This window comes from Caballeronia sp. LZ043 (genome assembly GCF_031451075.1).
Classification (GTDB): Bacteria; Pseudomonadota; Gammaproteobacteria; order Burkholderiales; family Burkholderiaceae; genus Caballeronia.
On record NZ_JARUXT010000050.1, the window covers coordinates 1 to 807 of the forward strand.

General features: G+C 60.3%; 1 protein-coding gene. It reads left to right on the plus strand.

Translation table 11 applies throughout. The annotated features are described in order from the left end of the window. Window positions 1-807: citrate/2-methylcitrate synthase (locus tag QCE64_RS36430; RefSeq protein WP_310009213.1), on the plus strand; the 807-nt coding region annotated here is incomplete at both ends.

An 807-nucleotide genomic window follows, 5' to 3' on the forward strand; every position in this document is an offset into this window, starting at 1 on the left:
GCGTTGTGCACGGTCGGCCGCACCGGCAACGATCTGCACTATCGCGGCTACGACATTCTCGATCTCGCCAACACGTCCGAGTTCGAAGAGATCGCCTATCTGCTCGTGCACGGCAAGTTGCCGAATGCCGCCGAACTCAAGGCTTACAAGATCAAGCTGAAGGCCATGCGCGGCCTGCCCGCGAACCTCAAGGCCGCGCTCGAATGGATTCCCGCTTCGGCGCATCCGATGGACGTCATGCGCACCGGCGTCTCCGTGCTCGGCACGATCCTGCCCGAGAAGGACGATCACAACATTCCGGGCGCGAAAGATATCGCCGACAAGCTGATGGCTTCGCTCGGCTCGATGCTGCTGTACTGGTATCACTACTCGCACAACGGCAAGCGCATCGAAGTGGAAACCGATGACGATTCCATCGGCGGACATTTCCTGCATCTGCTGCATGGCGTGGAGCCGTCGAAGTCGTGGGTCGATGCGATGCACGTGTCGCTCAACCTCTACGCCGAACACGAATTCAACGCATCGACCTTCACGGCGCGCGTGATCGCGGGAACCGGCTCAGACATGTATTCGGCGATTGCGGGCGGTATCGGCGCGTTGCGCGGTCCGAAGCACGGTGGCGCCAACGAAGTGGCCTTTGAAATTCAGTCACGCTATCTCGATGCCGACGAAGCCGAAGCCGACATCAAGCAGCGCGTGGAACGAAAGGAAGTGGTGATCGGCTTCGGGCATCCGGTGTACACGATCTCGGACCCGCGCAACAAGGTCATCAAGGAAGTCGCGAAGAAGCTCTCGAAGGAAGCGGGC